Origin of the sequence: Salipiger abyssi (assembly GCF_017311415.1) — a bacterium.
Classification (GTDB): domain Bacteria; phylum Pseudomonadota; class Alphaproteobacteria; order Rhodobacterales; family Rhodobacteraceae; genus Salipiger; species Salipiger abyssi_A.
In genome coordinates this window covers 1-18,004 of the sequence record NZ_JAEKIS010000018.1, presented here as the reverse complement: position 1 = coordinate 18,004, position 18,004 = coordinate 1, and the positions used below count along the sequence as shown (strand labels likewise).

At 64.4% G+C, this 18,004-nt stretch carries 17 protein-coding genes; 14 read left to right on the top strand and 3 right to left on the bottom strand.

The features are described from left to right. Positions 1–9: 9 nt before the first annotated feature. On the bottom strand, positions 10–1,206 hold the full coding sequence (locus tag I6N89_RS19860) for a M24 family metallopeptidase (protein ID WP_207020177.1): 1,197 nt from the start codon (positions 1,204–1,206) through the stop codon (positions 10–12). A 418-nt stretch (positions 1,207–1,624) separates the two neighbouring features. On the opposite strand from I6N89_RS19860, the gene I6N89_RS19855 reads away from it, so the two are divergent. From I6N89_RS19855 to I6N89_RS19835, 5 genes are all read left to right on the top strand, one after another. Then, the gene (locus tag I6N89_RS19855; RefSeq protein WP_207020176.1) at positions 1,625–2,728 is read left to right on the top strand and encodes an ABC transporter ATP-binding protein; all 1,104 of its coding nucleotides are present in this window, start codon (positions 1,625–1,627) and stop codon (positions 2,726–2,728) included. 121 nt (positions 2,729–2,849) lie between these two features. Continuing rightward, the gene (locus tag I6N89_RS19850; protein WP_207020175.1) at positions 2,850–3,956 is read left to right on the top strand and encodes an extracellular solute-binding protein; all 1,107 of its coding nucleotides are present in this window, start codon (positions 2,850–2,852) and stop codon (positions 3,954–3,956) included. 111 nt (positions 3,957–4,067) lie between these two features. Further along, a complete protein-coding gene (locus I6N89_RS19845) occupies positions 4,068–5,705 on the top strand; it encodes an ABC transporter permease (RefSeq protein ID WP_207020174.1) in 1,638 nt (545 codons plus the stop codon). A gap of 4 nt (positions 5,706–5,709) precedes the next feature. After that, on the top strand, positions 5,710–6,900 hold the full coding sequence (locus I6N89_RS19840) for an ABC transporter permease (protein WP_207020173.1): 1,191 nt from the start codon (positions 5,710–5,712) through the stop codon (positions 6,898–6,900). A gap of 107 nt (positions 6,901–7,007) precedes the next feature. Beyond that, positions 7,008–8,258, top strand: a complete 1,251-nt coding sequence (locus I6N89_RS19835) for a PAS domain-containing protein (RefSeq protein ID WP_207020172.1) — start codon at positions 7,008–7,010, stop codon at positions 8,256–8,258. A 6-nt stretch (positions 8,259–8,264) separates the two neighbouring features. Here the strand turns inward: I6N89_RS19835 and I6N89_RS19830 are convergent, their stop codons facing one another. Further along, positions 8,265–8,750 (bottom strand): transglycosylase SLT domain-containing protein, encoded by a 486-nt coding sequence (locus I6N89_RS19830; protein ID WP_207020171.1) that lies wholly within the window; start codon positions 8,748–8,750, stop codon positions 8,265–8,267. Between the two features lie 137 nt (positions 8,751–8,887). Between I6N89_RS19830 and I6N89_RS19825 the strand changes: the two genes are divergently transcribed. Then, positions 8,888–9,748, top strand: a complete 861-nt coding sequence (locus tag I6N89_RS19825) for an SDR family oxidoreductase (RefSeq protein WP_207020170.1) — start codon at positions 8,888–8,890, stop codon at positions 9,746–9,748. Here I6N89_RS19825 and I6N89_RS19820 read toward each other — a convergent pair. After that, positions 9,745–10,242, bottom strand: coding sequence for a MarR family winged helix-turn-helix transcriptional regulator (locus I6N89_RS19820; protein WP_207020169.1), 498 nt, complete (start codon positions 10,240–10,242; stop codon positions 9,745–9,747). The two genes, I6N89_RS19825 and I6N89_RS19820, sit on opposite strands and share 4 nt — an antisense overlap. A 161-nt stretch (positions 10,243–10,403) precedes the next feature. Between I6N89_RS19820 and I6N89_RS19815 the strand changes: the two genes are divergently transcribed. From I6N89_RS19815 to I6N89_RS19780, 8 genes are all read left to right on the top strand, one after another. After that, entirely contained in the window at positions 10,404–11,483 is a 1,080-nt protein-coding gene (locus I6N89_RS19815; RefSeq protein ID WP_207020168.1) for a cupin domain-containing protein, read from the top strand. Positions 11,484–11,485: 2 nt separating this feature from the next. Beyond that, positions 11,486–12,049 (top strand): maleylpyruvate isomerase N-terminal domain-containing protein, encoded by a 564-nt coding sequence (locus I6N89_RS19810; RefSeq protein WP_207020167.1) that lies wholly within the window; start codon positions 11,486–11,488, stop codon positions 12,047–12,049. A gap of 36 nt (positions 12,050–12,085) precedes the next feature. Beyond that, positions 12,086–12,781, top strand: a complete 696-nt coding sequence (locus I6N89_RS19805; RefSeq protein WP_207020166.1) for a fumarylacetoacetate hydrolase family protein — start codon at positions 12,086–12,088, stop codon at positions 12,779–12,781. Beyond that, entirely contained in the window at positions 12,778–13,425 is a 648-nt protein-coding gene (gene maiA, locus I6N89_RS19800; RefSeq protein WP_207020165.1) for a maleylacetoacetate isomerase, read from the top strand. Before I6N89_RS19805 ends, maiA begins: the two co-directional genes overlap by 4 nt. Positions 13,426–13,470: 45 nt before the next feature. Next, positions 13,471–14,460 (top strand): TRAP transporter substrate-binding protein, encoded by a 990-nt coding sequence (locus I6N89_RS19795; RefSeq protein ID WP_207020164.1) that lies wholly within the window; start codon positions 13,471–13,473, stop codon positions 14,458–14,460. Further along, positions 14,457–14,951, top strand: coding sequence for a TRAP transporter small permease (locus tag I6N89_RS19790; protein ID WP_207020163.1), 495 nt, complete (start codon positions 14,457–14,459; stop codon positions 14,949–14,951). Before I6N89_RS19795 ends, I6N89_RS19790 begins: the two co-directional genes overlap by 4 nt. Beyond that, the gene (locus I6N89_RS19785) at positions 14,948–16,210 is read left to right on the top strand and encodes a TRAP transporter large permease (protein WP_207020162.1); all 1,263 of its coding nucleotides are present in this window, start codon (positions 14,948–14,950) and stop codon (positions 16,208–16,210) included. Before I6N89_RS19790 ends, I6N89_RS19785 begins: the two co-directional genes overlap by 4 nt. A gap of 75 nt (positions 16,211–16,285) precedes the next feature. After that, entirely contained in the window at positions 16,286–17,497 is a 1,212-nt protein-coding gene (locus I6N89_RS19780; RefSeq protein ID WP_207020161.1) for a 3-hydroxybenzoate 6-monooxygenase, read from the top strand. Positions 17,498–18,004: the final 507 nt, after the last annotated feature.

Here is an 18,004-nt window from a genome sequence, read left to right as displayed (position 1 = left end):
ATGTGTCCTTTACGGTTTGACGAACATCTGGCGCGGGCGGTCGCAGAAGCATTCCGCCGGGCCGTTCTCGGTGATCAGGATGGATTCGGTGATTTCCAGCCCCCAGTCGGACATCCAGAGGCCTGGCATGAAGTGAAAGGTCATGCCGGGTTGCAGCACGGTTTCGTCCTCGGAGCGGATCGAGATGGTGCGCTCGCCCCAGTCCGGCGGGTAGGAGAGGCCGATCGGATAGCCGCAGCGCGCGCCGCGTTCGATGCCAGCGCGCTCCAGCGGCGCGGCCAGCGCATCGGCGATGTCGCAGGCGCGGTTGCCGGCGCGGGCGGCTTCCAGCCCGGCCTCCAGCCCCTCGACCAGCGCGGCCTCGGCGCTGCGGAAGATCTCCGGCGGCTCGCCGAGAAAGATCGTGCGGCAGAACGGCGTGTGATAGCGGCGGTAGCAGCCGGCGATCTCGAAAAACGTGGCCTCGCCCTTGTTGAAGGGGCGCCCGTCCCAGGTCAGGTGCGGGGCGGCTGCGTCGGAGCCCGAGGGCAGCAGCGGCACGATGGAGGCGTAATCGCCCCAGTCATCGCCCACGCCGAGGATCGCGTCGCGCTGGATCTCGGCCACCACCTGGTGTTTCGGCACACCCGGCTCGACCCGCTCCAGCAACCCGTCGACGATCTTTTCCGAGATCTTTGCCGCCTTGCGCATGAAGGCGATCTCTTCGGCGGATTTGATGCCGCGCTGCCAGTTCACCAGCGCGGTGGCGTCGATCAGCGTGGCATCGGGCAGGGCGGCAGCGAGAGACTGATAGGCTTTGGCGGAGAAATAGTAATTCTCCATCTCGACGCCGAGCCGCGCGCCCTCCAGACCCATGCCGATGAGGCGCTGGGCGAGATCCTCCATCGGGTGGCGCTCGGTCGACTGCACATAGTTGTCGGCATAGCCGATCACCCGGTCGTCGCCCATCCAGACGGTGCGGATGGCACCGTTGGTGTCCTGGTTGCGGCCCCACCAGACCGGATCGGCATCGGGGAACACAAGCACGCCCTGATGGACATAGAAGGACCAGCCGTCATAGGCGGTGATCCACGCCATGTTGGCGGGGTCGGTGAGCAGCAGCACCTCGATCCCGGCGCGCTCCATGGCAGCACGGGTTAGCGCCAGGCGGCGCTCGTATTCCGTTTCGCTGAACGGCAGATCTTTCTGGAATCGGTGCTGGCGCATAGCGAGTCTCCGGTCGTGTCTTCGCCCCAGCTATCCACTTGTGCACAACTGGGGCTGTCAAAAACCGACATTCGGCGTCGCTCGCAGAGCTGAGTGCTGAAAAACGTCGCCTCTGCTGAGAAGTTGTGCACCCTTGAGGTTAAAACCCGATGTTTTTCACGATTCTGCCGCCGAAAACTCTGTAAAATCCGTGTTGACGTGGCGTCGCTTCGTAAAGAATGCGCAGGTTTTTTTCCCGATTGTCGTGTGCTGAGTGGCGCTTTCGTCTGAAAAGTGCCGTTTTTGTGCCCGGGTTTCCCGTGTTGGCGGCGATAGCGTTGGTATTGCCTCTAGGCTGTTGCAACACGTCGGCTGACGGGGTTTAGTCTGGTCGCAAGACAGCGGGGATAATCCGCGAGACAGAAACGGGGAGCCGGATTTGCCAGATACCGGGACAAGCGACGCATTCGTTGCCTTTGAGCGCGTTCAGAAAAGCTATGACGGCGAGACGCTCGTCGTTAAGGATCTGAACCTAACCATGCCCAAGGGCGAGTTCCTGACCATGCTGGGGCCGTCCGGATCGGGCAAGACCACCTGCCTCATGATGCTTGCGGGGTTCGAGACCGCCACCTATGGCGAGATCAAGCTCGACGGGGTCAGCATCAACAACATCCCGCCTCATAAGCGCGGCATCGGGATGGTCTTTCAGAATTACGCGCTGTTCCCCCACATGACCATTGCCGAGAACCTGTCGTTCCCGTTGGAGGTGCGCAAGATCGGCAAATCCGACCGCGAGGCCAAGGTCAAGCGGGCGCTCGACATGGTCGAGATGGGTGCCTTTGGCGGCCGCCGCCCGGCACAGCTTTCCGGCGGCCAGCAGCAGCGGGTCGCACTGGCGCGCGCGCTGGTCTTCGAGCCCGAGCTGGTGCTGATGGACGAACCGCTCGGCGCGCTCGACAAGCAGCTGCGCGAGAAGATGCAGTTCGAGATCACCGATCTGGCGCATAAGCTGGGCATCACCGTGGTCTACGTGACCCACGACCAGACCGAGGCGCTGACCATGTCGGACCGCGTTGCCGTGTTCAACGACGGCCGCATTCAGCAGCTGGCGCCGCCGGATGAGCTCTACGAAGCGCCGCAGAACAGTTTCGTGGCGCAGTTCATCGGCGAGAACAACACGCTTGAAGGCGTGATCACCGAGATCAAGGGCGATACCTGCACCGTCAAGCTGGACGGTGGCGAGATGATCGACGCGCAGCCGGTGAATGTCACCGAGGTGGGCGAACGCACCCGTGTCTCGATCCGGCCCGAACGGGTAGAGGTCAACAAGGATCGCCTTCAGGAAGGTGCCCATACGCTCAAGGCCAAGGTGCTCGAGTTCATCTATATGGGCGACATCTTCCGCACCCGTCTGAGCGTTGCCGGCAATGACGAATTCGTTATCAAAACCCGCAACGCCCCCGACCAGGTGCGGCTGAAGCCGGGCGAAGAGATCGAGATCGGCTGGCTTCCGCAGGATTGCCGGGCGCTCGACGCGCTTTAGGTTAAAGCGTGTCTTGCGGCGCAGGATCGCTGCCGATCTGCGCCGCGGCATACGCAACGGAGCCGGCGCCGACACCCGGGGCCCGGTCTCTGACGACAACGGGTTGAAAAGGGAGTAACCAATGAAACTGACCAAAACCCTTCTGGCATCGACGGCGCTCACCGTTGCCGCCGGTGCGGTGGCCGCGCAGGAGATGGCCGACAGCATGACGCTCGTGTCCTGGGGCGGCGCCTATCAAAGCAGCCAGGACGAGGCCTATGCAAAGCCCTATCTGGAAGAGCATCCGGATGTCAGCATCTCCTGGGATGAAAGCTCGAACGAGGCTGTGGCCAAGCTGCGCGCCATGAACGAAGCGGGCAACATCACCTGGGATCTCGTCGACGTTGTGGCCGCCGACGCCATGCGCCTGTGCGACGAGGGCCTGGCGATGGAATACGATCCCGACGATCTGCTGGCCCCGGCGCCCGACGGCACCTCGGCCGAGGACGATTTCGGCGACATGATCGTGTCGGACTGCTTCATTCCGCAGATCGTGTACTCCACCACCGTCGGCTACCGTACCGACCTCGTGGGTGACACCCCGCCGACCGAAATCTGCGCGCTGTTCGACCTGGAAACCTATCCGGGCAAGCGTTCGCTCGAGAAGCGTCCGATCAACAACATGGAATGGGCGCTTTACTGCGACGGCGTGGCCAAGGACGAGATCTACGACGTTCTGGAAACCCCGGAAGGCCAGGATCAGGCGCTTGCCAAGCTCGACACCATCAAGGACCAGGTGGTCTGGTGGTCGGCCGGTGCCGACACGCCGCAGCTGCTCGCCGACGGCGAAGTCGTGATGGGCTCGACCTATAACGGCCGTCTGTTCTCGGTGATCGAAGAGCAGGACCAGCCGGTGGGCATGCTTTGGGACATGCAGGTGTTCGACCTCGACGGCTGGATCATCCCGACCGGTCTGTCGGACGAGGCGCTGGCCCGCGTGAAGGACTTCGTCTACTTCGCCACCGACACCCAGCGTCTGGCGGATCAGGCCAAGTACATCTCCTACGGTCCGGCACGTCAGTCCTCGGCGCCGCTGGTCGGCGATCATGAAGAGCTTGGCATCGCCATGGCTCCGCACATGCCGACCGATCCGGAGAACGCCTCCAACACGCTGCTCTACAACTATGAGTTCTGGGCCGACTATCGCGACGATATCGACGCGAAGTTCCAGGCCTGGCTGGCGCAGTAAAAGCTTTCGGGGGCGGGCTTCGGCCCGCCCCTTCGGCTTCCGGGATGGGCGGCGGCGCCCGTCCCACGGCGATCCGAAGAGATCGTGGTCCAAACAACAAACGGGGACACCATGACCGACGCAACCGGAGACGGCAGCAAGTCCGGCCCGATGCTGGCCGCAGACGGCACGCCGCTAAAGAAAAGCCTGGCCCGCGCCCTGCGCATGCAGAAGATGCGCGCGCTGATGCTGATCGCACCGCTGCTGCTCTTCGTGCTGATCACGTTCATCGCTCCGATCGCGGATATGCTGTTCCGCTCGGTCGAAAACCAGATCGTGTCGGACACGCTGCCCAAGACCACCGCCACTCTCGGCGACTGGGACGGCGAAGGGCTCCCCTCCGATGCGGCCTTCGAGGCCGCCTATTTCGACATTTTCCTCGCCGCCGAGCGCAAGGAACATACCCGCCTCGGCACGCGTCTGAACTACGAGCAGACCGGCGCCTCCTCGCTGTTCCGCAAATCGGGCCGCGGGCTTGACGATATCGGCGAGGTCTATCAGGACCAGTTCGAGGACCTGAACGGCGACTGGGACGAGGCACTGCCCTGGGCCGAACTCATGGGCGATCCCGACTGGCTTTCCGAACAGCAGGGCTGGGACGAAGAAGGCCGCCAGCCCGGGTTCGAGCTGCGCGACGGCATCGCCGACCTGCTGCCCACCGCATCGCGCGAATACGCGATCTTTGCGGAATTCCAGCAGCGCGAAGAGAACAACAACCTGCTCGACGAAGAGCCCTGGTCGGCAGTGCATACCGCGCTCTATCAGGATCTCGCGGCGGGTGATATGAGCGGCTATTCCGGCCCGCGTGCCGAGATGCTCCAGGCCGCCGACGCGCTGGTCGACAGCCCGGAGTTCGAGACCGTTTCCTTCCGCGATGGCTTTGAAGAGATCGACGAGGATTGGCTCCAGCCGGATATCTGGCGCACCATCAAGCTTTACAGCCCCGACTATACCTCGGGCTATTTCCTGAACTCCATCGACATGCAGCTCACGCCGGACGGCGCCGAAGCGCGGCCCGATAACGAGCGCATCTATATGCTGCTCTTCCAGCGCACGCTGTTCATGTCGCTGGTGATCACTTTCAGCTGCATTCTGCTGGGCTATCCGGTCGCCTATATCCTGTCGAACCTGCCGATGCGCTCGGCCAACCTGCTGATGATCCTGGTGCTGCTGCCGTTCTGGACCTCGCTGCTGGTGCGGACCTCGGCCTGGAAGGTGATGCTGCAACAGCAGGGCGTCATAAACGACGTGCTGGTCTGGCTGGGGCTGGTGGCCGACGATGCGCGGCTGACCATGATCAACAACCAGTTCGGCACCATCGTTGCGATGACCCACATCCTGCTGCCCTTCATGATCCTGCCGATGTATTCGGTGATGTCGACGATCCCCACCTCCTACGTGCGTGCCTCCAAATCGCTCGGCGCCACCAACTGGACGACCTTCTGGCGGGTCTATTTCCCGCAATCGGTGCCGGGCATCGGCGCGGGCTCGATCCTCGTCTTCATCCTGTCCATCGGCTACTACATCACCCCCGAGATCGTCGGCGGCACCACCGGCACGTTCATCTCGAACCGGATCGCCTATCACATCTCGTCCTCGCTCAACTGGGGCCTTGCGGCGGCGCTGGGCACGATCCTGCTGGCGGTGGTGCTGATCCTTTACTGGGCCTACGACAAGATCGTCGGCATCGACAACGTGAAGCTGGGGTAAGGCCATGAACGAAGTGATCCTCACACCCGTGGGCGAAAAGCCCCTCTCCTTCACCCTTCCTGTGCTGGCCGCCGCAGGCGCCTTTGCCGGTGTCTTCGTCGGCGCCGCCAACGGCTCTGTCTTGCTCGGCATCCTGGCCGGCGCGATCATCATGGCGGCGATCGGCTTCGTGGCCGTATCGCTGCTGGGCGAAGACAGCGAAAAAGCCGCCCGCTGGGGGCTGGTCGCGCTGTTCGCCATCGCAGGCTACCTGCTGGGCGCGCTGCCCGGTGCGGTGGTCGGGTTGCTCTTCGGCTGGTTCTTCGGCTGGTTCGCCTACTGGATCGGCTTTGGCCGCTACCGGGCCAAGCTGGTGCCCTATCTCACCTCCGGGCAGGTGCTGTGGCATTACGGATTCCGGGTGATCTGCGGCGCGATCTTCGTGTTCCTGATCACGCCGATCCTCGTGGTGATGCCGCTCAGCTTCAATGCCGAGAACTTCTTCACCTTCACCCCCGAGATGCTGCGCTTCGATCCCGACGGCTATTCGCTGCGCCATTACCGCGACTTCCTGACCAACCCGGAATGGACTCGCGCGGTGAAGAACTCGCTGCTGATCGCGCCCGTCGCGACGATCATCTCGGTGAGCCTCGGCACGCTGGCGGCCATCGGCCTGTCGCAATCCCATGTGCCCGGCAAGCGCGCCATCATGGCGATCCTGATCTCGCCGATGATCGTGCCGCTGATCATCTCCGCCACCGGGATGTATTTCTTCTACTCCAAGATCGGCATCGTCGGCACCTACTGGGGCGTCGTACTGGCGCACGCGGTGCTGGGCATTCCCTTCGTCATCATCACCGTGACCGCGACCTTGGTGGGCTTCGACCGCTCGCTGACCCGGGCTGCGGCGAATATGGGCGCCGATCCGGTCACCACCTTCTTCCGGGTGCAGATGCCGCTCATTCTGCCCGGCGTGATCTCGGGCGGTCTCTTCGCCTTCATCACCTCGTTCGACGAGGTGGTTGTGGTGCTGTTCATCGGTTCCGCCGAATTGCAGACGCTGCCCTGGCAGATGTTCACCGGCCTGCGCGAGCAGATTTCGCCGACGATCCTCGCCGCGGCGACGATCCTGGTCGGTATCTCGATCCTGCTTCTGGCCTCGGTCGAGATGCTGCGGCGTCGCTCCGAGCGGCTGCGCGGCCTGAGCCCGGGCTGACATAATCCTCAACGCGGGCGGAGAATGCCGCCCGCGTTGAGGATTTGGAAAGGGTGGAGGGTGCATGGTCGGGGCGAACGCCGCTCCCGGCACAGCACGAGGCCCCGATGTCGCAACACGATTCTCACCTCATCTCGTCGACCCGCAGCAGTGCGGTCGGTGAGGTTCCGTTTGATGCCTCCAACCTGTTCTACTCGCGTACCGACGAACGCGGGGTCATCATCGAGGGCAATTCCGTTTTCCGCCGCATCTCCGGCTATGGCTGGACAGAGCTGAAGGGCGCCCCTCACAAGCTCGTCCGCCACCCCGATATGCCAAAGGGGGTGTTTCATCTCTATTGGGAGCGGCTGAAAAGCGGCAAGCAGGTGGCCGCCTATGTCAAGAACCGGGCCAAGGACGGGCGGCACTACTGGGTTCTGGCCGTGGCCTGGCCGATTCCAGGTGGCTATCTGTCGGTACGCGTCAAACCGCATACCGAGCTTTTCGCCAAGGTGCGCGAGATCTATGCCGAACTGCGCCGCGCCGAGAACGAGGAGGGTGTATCGCCGGCCAAAAGCGCCGAGGCGCTGCTCGCCCAACTCGCCGATCACGGGTTCGAGCATTACGACGCCTTCATGTCGGCGGCCCTGTCGCTCGAGATGGAAGAGCGCGCCAAGCAGATCGGGGCCACGCTGGATCAGCGCCAGCAGCGTTTCCTGACCATGGTGCGGACGATCATCCAGATCAGACAGGAAACCGACGAGATGACCGAGATCATCAAGGCGATCCGCACCGTGCCGATGAATATGCGTATTCTCGCCTCGCGGCTGGAAAACGCCGGCGGCCCGATCAGTGCCATTTCGGTCAACTACGGCTCCATGCTCGACGAGATGGCGAGCTGGGTGCGCGACTTTGTCGATGGCAAGGAAAGCACCTATGTGCGGATGCGCGAGACGATCCAGAAGGGGCAGTTCATGGTCTGTGCCGCGATCATGCAAAGCGAGATGTCGGCACTGTTCGAAGAGGATATCAAGGGCGCGCAGGACAGCAGCGCGCTGACGGAGGATCGCCAGACCCTTCAGAAAGAGGCGGAAACCTTTAACAAGCTTGCTGCCGATGCGCTGAAAGTGCTCGAGACGGAGGCGACCAGGCTCGGTCGCAGCGTGCTCGACATGAAGCGTTATGTGACCGGTCTCAGCTCGACCCGCATGATGTGCAAGATCGAAAGCGCGGCGCTCAACGGCTCGGGGGATTCGCTCTCGGGGATCGTCGATCAGCTCGACGCCGGGCAGGACGAGATCGAGGCACGGCTGGCCAAGATCGTCGAACTGAACACGGTGATCCAGTCCAACACGGCGATGCTGCGCGCGATGACCTGAGCTGGGTCAGGCGGCGCGCAGCCCGGTCTCGACCAGCATGCCCCGGCGCTTGGCCTCGTAGTAATAGCCGCGCGCGTACCAGCCGATGGCCTCGTCATGGCTGCCATCGGATAGCAGCCAGGCGCCGCGCAGGTATTTCACGCCATATTTCAGGTTGGTATCCGCATCCAGCAATTCCGGCGCGCTGCCGCGAAAGCCCATCGTCCGTGCGGTCTGGGGCAGGATTTGCAGCAGCCCGTAATAGGGGCCGTTTCGGGCTGCGGGGTTGTGGGTGCTTTCGCGGATCGCCAGACGATGCACCAGTTTCCGGGGCACCTCATAGTGATCGGCCCATCTGTTGATCTTTGCCCGCAGCGCCGGCGTCTCGTTGGGATAGAGCGGCGGGTCGAAACGGCCCGACGTGGCGATTTCGGGATCGCTGCGGCGGGCGCCGCAGCCTGCAAGCGCGCCGAGGCAAAGAACCAGGCTCGCACGTCGGGTGTATCGGATCATCGGAGGTCTCTCACGGGCACATGATCCTGCGATAGCGCAAGACGGCTCCCATGCCTATCCCGGCACGCCCGTATGCGCGCTTCCCCGCTCAGCGCCAGCCGCTTGCAAATCCCGCCGCCGCCGCCCAGTTTGGCGCCATGACACAGACGCTTCTCTCCCTCGGTCACGGCTATTCCGCCCAGGCGCTCGCAAAACGGCTTTTGCCGCAGGGCTGGACCATTCTCGGCACCACCCGCGATCCGGAAAAGGCCGGCAAACTGCGCGAACAGGGGATCGAGCCGGTCCTGTGGGAGCGCGCGCAGGTCGACGCGGCGCTGGAGCGGGCGAGTCATCTGCTGATCTCCGCCGGGCCGGATGCCGAGGGCGACCCGTCGCTGCGGCTCTGCGGCGATGCCGTCGCGCGGCGGGCGCCGGTGCTGGACTGGGCGGGATATCTTTCCACCACAGGGGTTTACGGCGATCAGGATGGCGGCTGGGTCGATGAGGAGACACCGCTGAGCCCGGGCACGGCGCGGGGCAGGGCGCGCGCGGAGGCAGAGGCGGCGTGGCAGGCGATCCCCGATCTGCCGTTGCACCTCTTCCGCCTCGCGGGGATCTACGGCCCCGGGCGCGGCCCCTTCGCCAAGGTGCGGCGCGGCACCGCGCGGCGCATCGTCAAGCCGGGACAGGTGTTCTCCCGCATCCATGTCGACGATATCGCCCAGGTGCTCGAGGCCTCCATCGCGCATCCCGCGCCCGGCACCGCCTACAACCTCTGCGACGACGATCCGGCGCCGCCGCAGGATGTGCTGCTCTACGCCGCCGAGCTGCTGGGCGTCGCGCCACCGCCAGTGGAGGATTTCGACACCGCCGAGATGAGCCCGATGGCGCGCAGCTTTTATGCCGAGAACAAGCGTGTCTCGAATCGCCGCATCAAGCAGGCGCTCGGGGTGGAGCTGCTCTATCCCGATTATCGCGCGGGGCTGCGGGCGCTGCTGGACGAAGAGGGGCCGGCCTAGGGCGCTTCGTCCGGCTCGTCGCAGGGGGGCTTTCCGGCTATCAGCCGCAACGGAGCCCGGCTCAGCCCGTTATTGGCATCGGCCATTTTGCGCAGCAGGCCGAGCAGCGTCTCGCGCTCCTCGGCGTTCAGATCTTTGAGGATCACCTCCTGCGTGCGCTTGATGGCGGGCAGGGCGTCGCGCACCAGCTGCCGCCCGGCCTCGGTCACCCGCATCTGCCGCGCCCGCCGGTCGGTGGCGCTGACCTTGCGCTCCAGCAGGCCGCGCGCCTCCAGCCGGTTCACCACGCCGCCAAGAGTCACGCGGTCATAGGCGACAAGCCCGGCCAGCGTCGCCTGGTCGATATCGGGATACTCGGCCAGCATACTCAGCGCTGCGAACTGGACCGGGGTCAGCTCGATTCCCTCCGCCGCCGCCTCGCTGGCGAAGGCCGAAACCGAGATCTGGTGAAGGCGGCGGATCAGGTGTCCGGGCAGATCGTAAACATGCACCATATGTCGTCCCTATCCGAACCCGCTTGACCCGACAAGCGACGGCGCCGGGCAAATCGGGGAGGTGGTGTAAATATAAGAAGTGTACTTATCATTATTGACAGAGGCAACATGATACGCATACTACCTATTAAAGAATGCGAGTCATCCGAAGGGAGGAACCGATGGACGCCGACGCCATGCAGCCTGTCGACAGCCCGGAGCTGCGCCAGCTCTACGCCGATTTCAAAGCCCAGCATCTGAACCCGCTCTGGACCCAGACCGGCGATCTGATGCCGCGCCATCCGCGCCCCAAGGCGGTGGCCCATGTCTGGAAATGGTCTGATCTCTACCCGCTGGCGCAGGCCTCGGGCGATCTGGTGCCGGTGGGTCGTGGCGGCGAGCGCCGCGCCATCGGGCTCGCCAACCCCGGGCTCGGCGGCGAGGCTTACATTTCGCCAACGCTGTGGTGCGCGATCCAGTATCTCGGGCCCAAGGAAACCGCCCCCGAACACCGCCACTCGCAGAACGCCTTCCGCTTCGTCGTCGAGGGAGAAGGCGTCTGGACCGTGGTCAACGGCGATCCGGTGCGCATGTCGCGCGGCGATTTCCTGCTGACGCCGGGCTGGAACTTCCACGGGCACCACAATGAGCTGGATGCGCCGATGGCCTGGATCGACGGGCTGGATATCCCGTTCTCCTATCAGATGGATGTGGGCTTTTTCGAGTTCGGCTCCGACCGGGTGACCGACTATGCCACGCCCAACTATTCGCGCGGCGAGCGGCTCTGGTGCCACCCGGGCCTGCGCCCGCTGTCGCAGCTTCAGAACACCGTGTCTTCGCCCATCGGTGCCTATCGCTGGGAATATACCGATGCGGCGCTCACCCAGCAGCTGCTGCTGGAAGAGGAGGGGCATCCCGCCACGATCGAACAGGGCCACGCGGCGATCCGCTATGTGAACCCGACCACCGGCGGCGACGTGATGCCGACCATCCGGGCCGAGTTCCACCGACTGCGCGCGGGCACCGAAACGGCGCTGCGGCGCGAGGTCGGTTCCACGGTCTTCCAGGTCTTCGAGGGCAAGGGCGCCATCGTCATGGGCGGCACCGAGCACAAGGTCGAGAAGGGCGATATCTTCGTCATCCCCTCCTGGGTGCCGTGGTCGCTTCAGGCGGAGACCTCCTTCGACCTGTTCCGTTTCTCGGATGCGCCGATCATGGAGCGGCTGCATTTCGACCGCACGCAGATCGAAGACGCGGGGTAAGCATGAGCACGCTCGACGAGGCGCGGGACGCCCTGCGCCAGCGTCAGGGCCTTGGCGCGCGTTACGACGCGTCCGAGGCGCCGGCGCAGGATCTCGCGCTGGCGCGCAGCGGCACCGCCTATTTCGCCCGCAAGCTCAATGAGCTGGACGATGCGGCGCTTTATGCGCCGTCGCAGGTGGCGGGCAAAACGCGGGCGCATGTGATCTGTGCGGTCTCTTATCAGGCACGGGCGATCTCGCGTCAGGCCGAGGCCGCAGCCGCCGGCACAGAGATCCCGCCGCTGCGCGATCCCGAATGGGACGCGCTCGAGGATCTCGACCTTGGAGCGACGCTGCCGCCGCGCGCGTTGCGCCATCTCTTCGACCATTCCGCCGTACATCTCGATGTGGTCTGGCGCGATCTTCCCGGCGCTGGCTGGGATCTGGAGGGCGCCGGCGCGGATGGAAACCCGCGCCCGTTGCGCGCAACGGCGATGGAACGCGCCCGGATGCTCTGGCAGAGTGCGCTTGATCTGGGCAACGGCGCGCGGATGCGCGACCTGCCGCCCGTTCTGCGCCCGGAATGATCTGGGCAAATATCTGAATTCAAAAGGAAACGACGCATGACCAATCTCTTCTCTTCTCCCGCCTGGCCCACCGTACCGGTCAAGGGAGAAAGCGCCGAATACCCCGTTCACCGCATCTTTTGCGTTGGCCGCAACTACGCCGCCCACGCCGCCGAGATGGGGGTCGAGGTCGACCGCGAGGCGCCGTTCTACTTCACCAAATCGGCGCTGACGACGCAGGCGACCGATACCGAGATCCCCTATCCGCCGGGCACCGAGAACTTCCACTACGAGATGGAACTGGTGATCGCCATCGGCGCGCCGGTCTTCAAAGCCGATACCGCCGAGGCGGCCAAGGCGATCTACGGCTATGCCTGCGGGCTCGACATGACTCGGCGCGACCTGCAACTCGCCGCCCGTGCCAAGCAGCGCCCCTGGGATCTGGGCAAGGATGTGGAGCAATCCGCCGTCTTCGCGCCGATCACCAAAGCCGCCGATTTCGAGGCGCTCGGCCCGCAAAAGATCCATCTCGAAGTAAATGGCGAGACCAAGCAGGAGGCCACGCTGAACGATCTGATCTGGAAGGTGGACGAGATCGTCTCGCACCTCTCGGGCTTTTACCACCTGCAACCGGGCGACGTGATTATGACCGGCACGCCGGCGGGTGTGGGCGCGGTTGTGGCGGGTGATGTGATCACCGGCGGCGTCGACGGGCTGGACCCGATCAAGCTGACCATCGGTGCGGCGGAATGATCCACTTCCACGGCTATTTCCGGTCTTCCAGCGCCTATCGCTGCCGCATCGCCTTCAATCTGAAGGGGATCGAGTACGATTTCACCTCGGTGCATCTGCGCAAGGATGGAGGGCAGCAGAAGACGCCCGAATACCGCGCGCTGAACCCGCAGGCGCTGGTGCCGGCGTTGCAGGAGGGCGATTTCCGCCTCACCCAGTCGCTGGCGATCATCGAATGGCTGGACGAGACCAAACCGGGCGCCAGGCTGGTGCCCGAGGATCCGGACCTGCGCGCGCTGGTCCGGGCCTTTTCCCAGGTCATCGCCTGCGATGTGCACCCGCTGCAAAACCTGCGCGTGCTCGATTACCTCAAGGCGGAGTTCAACGCCGATCAGGACGTGCTGGATGCCTGGTGCGGGCGCTGGATCGCCGACGGGCTCAACGCCTGTGAGGCGCTGTTGGCGGGCCGTCCGCAAAGCACCTTCTGCTTTGGCGAGACACCCTCGCTGGCCGATATCTGCCTGGTGCCGCAGGTGTTTTCCGCCGCGCGGTTCAAGGTCGACATCTCGGGGCTGAGCAATGTCAACCGCATCACCGAGGCGTGCAACGCATTGGCGGCCTTTGCCGATGCGCATCCAAAGACCCAACCCGACAGCGAGGCCTGATTTCAGGCCACGCTGTTTTACCGTCACGAAGAAGGGGGAGCTTCCATGATCTTCGCGAAATTCACCAAATCCGCGCTTGTCGGCGCGCTGATGGCCTCCGTGGCCGCCGGCGCGGCGCAGGCACGCGAGCTGCGCATGGGGCTGATCACGCCCCCGAGCCACGTCTGGACCAAGGTCGCCAACCGCATCGCCGAAAAGCTGCCCGAGGCCACCGATGGCGATCTGACCGTTGCCGTGTTTCCTGCCGGCCAGCTCGGCTCGGAACAGGAGATGTTCCAGCAGCTCTCCGCCGGGCTTCTGGATGCCGGTCTGATGACCGCCGCCATCACAAGCCTGCGCGCGCCTTCGATGCAGGGCTGGTTCACGCCGCATCTCTTTGCCGACGTGACCGAGGCGCAGGCCGCCGCCGATCTGCCCGCCGCGCAAAAGATGCTGGAAGAGCTGCAACGCGCCAACCTGCACGGCGTGGGCTACACCTTTGCCGGCATGCGCCACATCCTGATGCAGGACGCGCCCGCCGCGTCGGTCGAGGATCTGGCGGACAAGAAGATCCGCATCGTGCCCTTCCCGGCGATGAAAGTCTGGTGGGGCGAGGTCGGCGCGGTGCCGACCCCGGTGAACCTCACCCAGGTCTATCAGGCGCTGCAAACCGGCCTGCTCGACGGCATCGACATCGACCTCGACGCGCTCGTGGGCCTCAAGTTCGACGAGGTGGCCAAGGGGCTGACGATCACCAACCACATGGCCTTCCCGGCGGTGATGATGGTCTCCAACCCGACGTGGATGAGCCTCAGCGATGAGCAGAAGGCGGCCTTCCAGGAGGTCGTGGACGAGGCGCTGGCCTGGGGCTCGGAGAGCCAAGTGACGGCGGAGGAGAGCAACCTCGCCTCGCTCGAAGGCAAGCTGGAGATCCTGCATCTCGAAGACGGCGAGAGCGCCTTCGCCGCTGCCGACGAGGCAGTGCAGGCGAGCTTTGCGCAATATCCGCTCATCGCCGAATTCCAGAGCGAAGTGGACGCGGAGCAAAGCGAGTGAACTTCCTTCCCGCTCTTTCGGGCGGGCTGGTCCGGCTGGAACGCTGGGCCAGCCGGGCCCTTGTCATCCTCTTTGTGGGGCTGATCGTGGTCAATGTGGCGATGCGTTATCTCGCCGGCAAACCCATCGTCTATGCCGAGGAGCTGGCGGCGATCCTGCTGGTCTGGCTGACGCTGGTGGCGGTCTCGATCTCGATCCGCGACAAGGCGCAGATCGGCGTGACGCTGCTGGTCGACAGGCTGCCCCGCGTGGCGCAGCCCTGGATCGACGCGCTGGTCTGGGCGCTGATCGCGGGCATGCTGGCGATCCTGCTGAACGCAGGCATCGGCTGGGTGCGCTCGCCCGCCGTCGAGTTCGAGCAGATCATCACCACCGGTTGGCCCAAGGCGCCGTTCTTTTACATTTTTCCGATTTTCTGCGCCACCGCGCTCATCCATGTGCTGGGCCATCTGGCGGAGTCCATCGGCAAGCTGACGGGGAGGCTGGCGTGACCGGCGGTGTCTTTCTCGGGCTGATGCTCATCGGCATGCCCATCGCCTTCGTGCTGATCGGGGCCACCCTCGCCTTCGTGGCGTTTTCGGGCAATGTGGCGATCCTTTCGGCGATCCCGCAGATCGCCTTCGGCTCGGTCGAGAATTTCGACCTGCTGGCCATTCCGCTCTTTGTTCTTCTGGGCGAGATCATGAACGAAAGCGGGCTGACGCGGCGGATCATTCTCGCGGTGCGGGTCTGGCTGACACGGGTGCCGCACAATCTGGTCATCGTGAACCTGATCTCGAACCTGGCGCTGGCGGCGATCATGGGCTCGGCCACCGCGCAGATGGCGGTGATGAGCCGCGTCGTGGTGCCCGAGATGGAGCGCGACGGCTACAAGCGCGGCTATGCGGCGGGGCTCACCGCCTCGGCGGGCCTGCTCGGGCCGATCATTCCGCCCTCCATGGTGTTCATCATCTATGGCGTGATCGCGCAGGTCTCGATTGCCGAGATGTTCACCGCGGGCATCATGCCGGGGCTGATGCTCTTCGTCTTCATGGTGTCGATTGCCATGTGGCAGGCCGGGCGCAATCACAACCCGCTGGCGGCGGGATCGGGCCTGCCCGACATCCCGCGCTGGAAGGCGACGCTGCCGGGGCTGGCCACCATGCTGATCCCGCTGACCATCGTGGGCGGTATCTCGGCGGGCATCTTCACCCCGACCGAAAGTGCGGCTGCGGCCATCGTGGTGGCGCTGATCTTCGGCGGGCTGATCTTCCGAGAGCTTCCGCTGAAATCCATCCCGGTGATCATCGACCGCACGGTCGTCAACTCGGCTATCGTTCTGTTCCTGATCATGGCGGCCAAAATCTTTGGCTGGGTGCTGACCTATAACCAGATCCCGCAGGCGGTGGCGGCCTTCATCACCTCGCTGTCGGACGATCCCATCGTCTTCATGCTGCTGATCATGGTTGCGCTGACCGCTGTGGGCATGTTCCTCGATGGCATCGCGGCGCTGATCATCCTGACGCCGATCCTGCTGCCGGTGGCTGTCGGGCAATACGGCATCGACCCGATCCAGTTCGGCGTGATGATGAGCCTCACGCTGGTGCTGGGCCTGCTGACCCCGCCGGTGGGCACCGGACTCTATATCGCAGCGGCGCTGTCGAAGGTGCCTATCCTCACCCTGTCGCGGCTGGTCGTGCCCTATGTGCTGGCGACCGTGCTCGTTATCCTGTCCGTGATCCTTATCCCCTGGATGGTCCACCCGTTCTAGGGCGGACCACCCCAACCCCCCCGACCGAAGAAACTCCGGCCCGGACCCGTCCTGGCCGAACAGAGGAGATTTGTCATGACCCAAGACCTTCCCATCCTGATCGCCGGCGGCGGTATCGGCGGGCTCGCCACCGCCATCGGCCTCGCGCAGAAGGGCTTTCGCTCGCTGGTGCTGGAGCGCGCGCCCGAGCTGGGTGAGATTGGCGCCGGCATTCAGCTTGGCCCCAACGCCTTTCACGCGTTCGATTATCTCGGCGTCGGCGACGAGGCGCGCGCGATGGCCGTCTACATCGACAATCTGCGCCTTATGGACGCCATCGCCGGCACCGAGATCACCCGCATCCCGCTCGACGACAATTTCCGCGCGCGGTTCAAGAACCCCTACGCGGTGATCCACCGGGGCGATCTGCATGCGGTCTTCCTGCGCGCTTGCGAGGCGCATCCTCTGGTCGAGCTGCGCACCTCCGCCGAGGTGGTCGATTACGATCAGGACGGCAGCACTGCCACGGCGATCCTCGCCGACGGAGAGCGGGTCACCGGCCATATGCTGGTGGGCGCCGACGGGCTGTGGTCGAACATCCGCAAGCGGGTGGTGGGCGACGGTGCGCCGCGCGTCTCGGGCCACACCACCTATCGCTCGGTGATCCCCACCGAGGACATGCCCGAGGATCTGCGCTGGAACGCGGCGACGCTTTGGGCGGGGCCGAAATGCCATATCGTGCATTACCCGCTGAAGGGCTGGAAGCAGTTCAACCTCGTGGTGACCTATCACAACGACGCACCCTCGCCCGAGGCGGGTGTCAGCGTCACCCATGAGGAGGTGAAGCTGGGCTTCGAGCATGTGGCGCCAGTGGCCCGCCAGATTATCGACCGGGGACAGAACTGGAAGCGCTGGGTGCTTTGCGACCGCGATCCGGTGTCGAACTGGGTCGACGGGCGCGTGGTGCTCTTGGGCGATGCGGCGCACCCGATGCTGCAATATTTCGCACAGGGCGCCTGTATGGCGATGGAGGACGCGGTAGCGCTCGCCCACTGCATGGAAACCTATGACGATCTTGGCACGGCGTTCAGCACCTATCAGGATCTGCGCGAGCTGCGCACCGCGCGGGTGCAGCTGCAATCGCGTGAGATCGGCCAGCATGTCTATCACCCCGCCGGCGCCCACGCAGAGCTGCGCAACGCGGTGATGAGTGCGAAATCGCCGGAGAACTGGTACGATATCGTCGACTGGCTCTATGGCTCCACCGGGCTGGAAGGCGCGGTCTCGGCGGAGACGCACAAGCGCTGAGCGTTGTGGTGCGGTGGGTGGGCAAATTGCCCACCCTACGTTTGAACGGTGCCCTTGGCCCGGAACAAGGCGCGCAGCGCCGCCTCTCACACATCGCAAAGCGATGTGTTGCTGGCAGGCGTTTGCAAGCAAACGCCGAGAGGCGGGCCCAGCGGCTGCCCGTCCGGGCGGGCTGCCGCTTTGGTGAAACCCGTGCTTCGTTTCGAGGTCATTCGGACTTGGTCGGGATAAATCAAGGGGTTCAGATCGTCAGTGCGGCATCCCCCGGGCAGCCGCTGGGCCCGGCTTAGGTCGTGCTTCTGATTTTCTGAAAGGGTCTATTCCAGCTGAGGTGTTCTGAGAGTATGCTAAGGTGCTCTCATGTCTCAGAAAAACCGGTATCTATTTCGGGGGAGAATTTCGGAGAGAAAGTTCCGGGATCTTCTGCGCCTCTTCGCAACCGATATCACCGCTGATCGCGCCGCCTCACTGACCGGCCTTAACCACAAATCAGCCGCCGCGATTTTC

Coding starts and splice junctions, on each gene's coding strand:
- I6N89_RS19805 (WP_207020166.1), top strand. CDS start 12,086: ATGACCAATCTCTTCTCTTCTCCCGCCTGGCCCACCGTACCGGTCAAG.
- I6N89_RS19825 (WP_207020170.1), top strand. CDS start 8,888: ATGACACAGACGCTTCTCTCCCTCGGTCACGGCTATTCCGCCCAGGCG.
- I6N89_RS19845 (WP_207020174.1), top strand. CDS start 4,068: ATGACCGACGCAACCGGAGACGGCAGCAAGTCCGGCCCGATGCTGGCC.
- maiA (WP_207020165.1), top strand. CDS start 12,778: ATGATCCACTTCCACGGCTATTTCCGGTCTTCCAGCGCCTATCGCTGC.
- I6N89_RS19820 (WP_207020169.1), bottom strand. CDS start 10,242: ATGGTGCATGTTTACGATCTGCCCGGACACCTGATCCGCCGCCTTCAC.
- I6N89_RS19815 (WP_207020168.1), top strand. CDS start 10,404: ATGGACGCCGACGCCATGCAGCCTGTCGACAGCCCGGAGCTGCGCCAG.
- I6N89_RS19860 (WP_207020177.1), bottom strand. CDS start 1,206: ATGCGCCAGCACCGATTCCAGAAAGATCTGCCGTTCAGCGAAACGGAA.
- I6N89_RS19835 (WP_207020172.1), top strand. CDS start 7,008: ATGTCGCAACACGATTCTCACCTCATCTCGTCGACCCGCAGCAGTGCG.
- I6N89_RS19810 (WP_207020167.1), top strand. CDS start 11,486: ATGAGCACGCTCGACGAGGCGCGGGACGCCCTGCGCCAGCGTCAGGGC.
- I6N89_RS19780 (WP_207020161.1), top strand. CDS start 16,286: ATGACCCAAGACCTTCCCATCCTGATCGCCGGCGGCGGTATCGGCGGG.
- I6N89_RS19850 (WP_207020175.1), top strand. CDS start 2,850: ATGAAACTGACCAAAACCCTTCTGGCATCGACGGCGCTCACCGTTGCC.
- I6N89_RS19830 (WP_207020171.1), bottom strand. CDS start 8,750: ATGATCCGATACACCCGACGTGCGAGCCTGGTTCTTTGCCTCGGCGCG.
- I6N89_RS19840 (WP_207020173.1), top strand. CDS start 5,710: ATGAACGAAGTGATCCTCACACCCGTGGGCGAAAAGCCCCTCTCCTTC.
- I6N89_RS19795 (WP_207020164.1), top strand. CDS start 13,471: ATGATCTTCGCGAAATTCACCAAATCCGCGCTTGTCGGCGCGCTGATG.